The organism is Mycobacterium sp. (assembly GCF_040509115.1).
Taxonomy (GTDB): domain Bacteria; phylum Actinomycetota; class Actinomycetes; order Mycobacteriales; family Mycobacteriaceae; genus Mycobacterium.
In genome coordinates this window covers 1-4,526 of sequence record NZ_JBEVLO010000355.1, presented here as the reverse complement: position 1 = coordinate 4,526, position 4,526 = coordinate 1, and the positions used below count along the sequence as shown (strand labels likewise).

General features: G+C 66.4%; 3 protein-coding genes. 2 read left to right on the top strand and 1 reads right to left on the bottom strand.

The window, feature by feature from the left end:
• Together ABW137_RS24905 and asnB are read left to right on the top strand one after the other, a co-directional pair.
• A partial coding sequence (locus ABW137_RS24905; RefSeq protein ID WP_526404134.1) for a thioesterase domain-containing protein occupies window positions 1–1,333 on the top strand: 1,333 nt, incomplete at its 5' end.
• A 150-nt stretch (window positions 1,334–1,483) separates the two neighbouring features.
• A complete protein-coding gene (asnB, locus tag ABW137_RS24900; RefSeq protein ID WP_526404133.1) occupies window positions 1,484–3,361 on the top strand; it encodes an asparagine synthase (glutamine-hydrolyzing) in 1,878 nt (625 codons plus the stop codon).
• 63 nt (window positions 3,362–3,424) lie between these two features.
• Here the strand turns inward: asnB and ABW137_RS24895 are convergent, their stop codons facing one another.
• The gene (locus ABW137_RS24895) at window positions 3,425–4,135 is read right to left on the bottom strand and encodes a methyltransferase domain-containing protein (RefSeq protein WP_526404132.1); all 711 of its coding nucleotides are present in this window, start codon (window positions 4,133–4,135) and stop codon (window positions 3,425–3,427) included.
• Window positions 4,136–4,526: the final 391 nt, after the last annotated feature.

Genomic DNA, 4,526 nt, shown 5'->3' with positions numbered 1-4,526 from the left:
GCGCCTGCAAACGGTGTTCGCCGATCTCTCCGGCGTCGATCCAGCGATTCTCACCCCCGATACCACCTTCGTCGACATCGGCTTCGACTCGCTGTTCTTGACGCAGGCGGCCAGCGCACTGCAGAAGGAGTTCGCGACCGAGATCACCCTGCGCACGCTGCTCGACGACGTCCCGACGTTGAACCTGTTGGTCGAGCGAATCCTGCCGACCCTGCCCGACGACGTGGTGCCGGCTACGGCACCGGCCCCCACCGAGCAGTACCTCGCCGAGATACCAAACGCTGCACAACATCTCGACGCCGGCTCGCTCGCAAGCATCACGCAGCAGCTCGCGCTCATCTCGCGGCAGCTCGAGATGCTCGGCGTTCGGCCCGGGGTGGCGGCAGCTCGTGTCCCAGCAATTCCGACGCAGGCCGATCAGCAGACCCTCGCGGTGGCCGCCCCGTCCGACGGTGAGCGAACGTACCGTCCGGTCGATCGCGGCGAGTGCGTCGCGTTCCTGCGCGAGGCGATGCAGCTCACCGAGCAACAGCGCGCGATCGTGCCGCTCGAAACGGGCGGAACGCGAACCCCGATCTTCGCCTTGGGCGGGCACAACGGCGACGTATTCGCTTATCGCGCACTCGCGCTGCATCTCGGTCCGGATCAGCCCTTCTTCGGCCTGCAGCCGCCCGGAATCGACGAGGATGGCGAACCGCTGACGCGCGTCGAAGACATGGCGCGCCATTTCGCGGAGCAGATCCGCTCGTTCCGCCCCGTCGGGCCCATCACGATCGCCGGATTCTGCGCCGGCGGCACGATCGCATTCGAGCTTGCGCGCGAGCTGTTGGACTCCGGCGCCGATGTCACGAACCTCATTCTGTTCGGCGCACCATACTACAGCTCGTACCGTCGCCCGTTGAACTGGAAGGTAGCTCAGACCCGGGACTACACAAGCCGATTCGTGACAAGTGCTCGCGCGATGCGCACGATGTCCGCCGCCGAGCGTGCGCGTTATGTTGCCGAACGCGCCCGCAGGGCGCTGCCCCAAGAAGAGGTCGTCGATCCCGCGCTGATTCGACGCGACGGCGTCGAGAGGGCGACCATGGCCGCGGTCCGCGCGTATTCGCCGGCGCCGTTGCGTAGCCACGTCGACTTCATGATCGCCTGCGAGTCGTCGAAGCGTTCGTGGGCCCATCCGTTGCGATGGAGCCGGCACGTCGCGAGCAGCACGGTGTTCGTCGGGCCCGACGATTGCGACAAGGACACCATGCTCCTGCCCGAGTACGCCCCGACGTTCGCCGCATTCGTGGCCGATGCACAGCGACGCCATGCGATAAGCCCTGCATCGTGACCGAATCCTTAGCCGCGCGGAGCTTTCCGTGCCTCGCGAGAGTTGAGCCATGACATGGATCGGCCGCGCATGGGGCTCCATCGTCGCTGCTAGCCGCGCCTCGCGCCCGCGGCGTGGCCGCGAACGTCGGGGAAGACGCGTGGCCTTCTGATGTGTGGCATCTGCGGCATTTGGAGCGGCGTCGGTGCTACGCCTGCTCAGGGACGTATCGACCGCATGCTCGATGCCATCGTCCACCGTGGCCCGGACGGCGATGGGCGATTCGACAGGCCGGGCCTCGCCCTCGGGATGCGCCGCCTGGCCATCATCGACCTGGCCGGCGGCGACCAGCCGATCTTCAACGAGGACGGTTCGGTCGCAGTCGTCTTCAACGGCGAGATCTACAACTTCCGCGAGCTGCGTGACGAACTCGAGCATCGGGGCCACCGCTTCGCCACCCGTTGTGACACGGAGGTTCTCGTCCACGGCTACGAGCAATGGGGCGACGACATGCTCCACCGCCTCGCTGGCATGTTCGCCATTGCGCTATGGGACGAGGGCCGCCGCCGACTGCTCGTCGCCAGGGACCGGTTCGGCAAGAAGCCCCTGTACTACTCACGACGTGGTGGCGAAGTCGTGTTCGGTTCCGAGATCAAGGCTCTCTTGGCCGCAGGTGTGTCCGCTGATCTCGACGACGCCGCTCTGCAGGATTACCTTGCGCTGCGCTATGTCCCGGCGCCCCGGACGCTCTTTCGGTCAGTGAGTCAGCTCCCCCCCGGCCACAAGATGGTCATCAGCGACGATGAATTCGACGTCCAGCGTTGGTGGCGGCTGCGGTACGACCCGAAGCCGGCGATCACGCTCACCGACGCCGCCGCGGAGGTCGAGGACCTCATGAGGACCGCGGTCGAACGGCGGCTCGTCAGCGACGTGCCGCTGGGCTGCTTCCTGTCTGGTGGTCTCGACTCGAGCACGGTCCTGTCATTCATGTCGGAACTGATGGACGAGCCCGTACGCACCTTCTCAATCGGTTTCGACGAGGGTTGGACGAGCGACGAGCTACCGGCCGCCCGTTCAACGGCGCAAGCCTTTGGCACGCGCCATCACGAGACCCGACTTGGACCTGACGAGTTCCTCCGGCTGATGCCCGCGGCGGTCTGGCACCGCGACGAACCGCTGGCCGAGCCATCGGAGATCCCTCTGCTGGCGCTGTCGCGGATGGCGAGCGAGCACGTCACGGTGGTCCTGTCGGGAGAGGGGGGCGATGAGTTGTTCGGCGGATACCCGAAATACCGTGTCGACGCTCTCCTGGACCGTGCGGGGCGACCCGCGCGTGCCCTGGTCGGTGAGCACCGGCTGCACGCCATGGCGGGCTGGCATCGGCTGCCGCGACGGGCTCGAATGGCCGTCGGCGCCCTGGCGACAGCGGACCGGGGCGAGCGCTGGCCGGCCTGGTTCGGTGCCGACCGCCTGGCGGGGTTGTCGACCAACGGCGTGCGGCCGCTCGATTCGGCGCTCGCCGACATCGACGCCGACCTCGACGGCGGCCTCGACCCCCTCGACCGGATGCTTGCGCTGGACGTCGAGACGTATCTGGTCGACAACCTGCTGGTACGCGGCGACAAGATGACGATGGCCGCGTCGATCGAGGGGCGGATGCCGCTCCTGGACCACGATCTGGCCGAGTATGCGGCCCGGTTACCTGGGAACCTCAAGGCCTCACCGCGTCACACGAAGATCGTGATCCGCGAGGTCGCTCGTCGGCGCCTCCCCGCTTCGCTCCTGTCACGCAAGAAGGTTGGGTTCGCCGTACCGGTGGGATCGTGGTTTCGCGGCACGCTTGGCGATGCGTTGGAGCGCACGATCTTGGGACCAGAAGCGCGGCCCGACCCCATGGTGGACCCTGAGCGAGTCCGCCGGGCACTCGCACTGCACCGGGCCGGTCGCTATGACTTCGGCAAGGAGCTCTGGAGTGTGCTGACCCTCGACGTCTGGGCGCGGATCTTCCTCGACGGCGTCGAGCCTGCCAGCATCACGTTCAAAGCCTGACTATGTCAGGGTAATTGGCTCCGAGAGCAGGGCGGCACCTGCTTGAGCTCACCGCACCGGGTTCTACGCCGCAGAACGTCCGTCGAGGCCCGACCGCACGGCCATCAGCGACTTCGTCATCAGGAAGAGACGCTCGCTCACGATGCGGGCGTCGCCGAAAAGGCTTGCCATTTCGGCGCGATCGAGCAGATACCAGTCGGGGCTGGTGTGCTTGACCCAGAAGCGATTGGTCAATCCGAGCAGCGGCACCAGCGCGCGCCGCGGCAACCATGCCACGAAGGGCAGCCAGCTGTGGCTCTCGACCGGGAAGTGCCGGTATGGAGTTTGGACGAAGTACTGTCGGCCCAATCTGCGCACTTCAGCGGCGAAGGCGCGCTGGCTTTCTCGCGCTTCCCGTCGGAATTGCACGCCGCTGCGTAGTTCCCAGACGCGAGCCTTCGGCACGGTCACGTGCTCGATCACCGACGAGCAGTACACGATGTCGGAGTAGCGGTCGGGGAAGGGTAGGCGGCCGGACTCGTCGATGGGCACGGGTACGAAGCCGTAGCGCTGGCGTCCCAGCTCGATGGCTTCGTGGTCGATGTCGGCGATGTGGACGTTCTCCGGCCGCACGTGGGTGCCTTCGAGCACGGCGTGAATGTTTGCCCCCGTCTCCGATCCGAGGTCGAGGATGCGCGTCGGGGACGATAGCGAGAAGGACTCCCTGAACCTCGCCGCGCGACGCGCGCGAGCCCGTGCGGAGACAGCGGTGCCGAGCTTGCGGAAGACGTTCATCCCATTGCTCCTTCGCGGACGTGGCCCACGGGTCCTGACCCGAAGTCCCCGTGCCCGCTCGATGATTCGGTGTGCTGATCTGGGGATTTCCAAGCCTGCTTGCGGTGCGGTCGCGGTCGCGATGCTGGTTCGATAATAGGCTCACCCGACAACGGATAGAGCCGTTTGGCATAACGGAACGCTCGCTTCGGAAGCGACCGCGCGTTTGCAATGAGTCAGATTCCAGCGCTGGTGGCGGCTACGCCTGCGTCCCATGGCGCTTGTTAGCTGTAATTGACGATGGCTGGCGAAGGAAAACGTGGACACCCCACCGCTCGAGGCATAGGCTCGGCTGCGGGGAGGTGAGGCCGGTGAGCGATACCACGTGGCCACATTGAACAGGCGGCAGGTG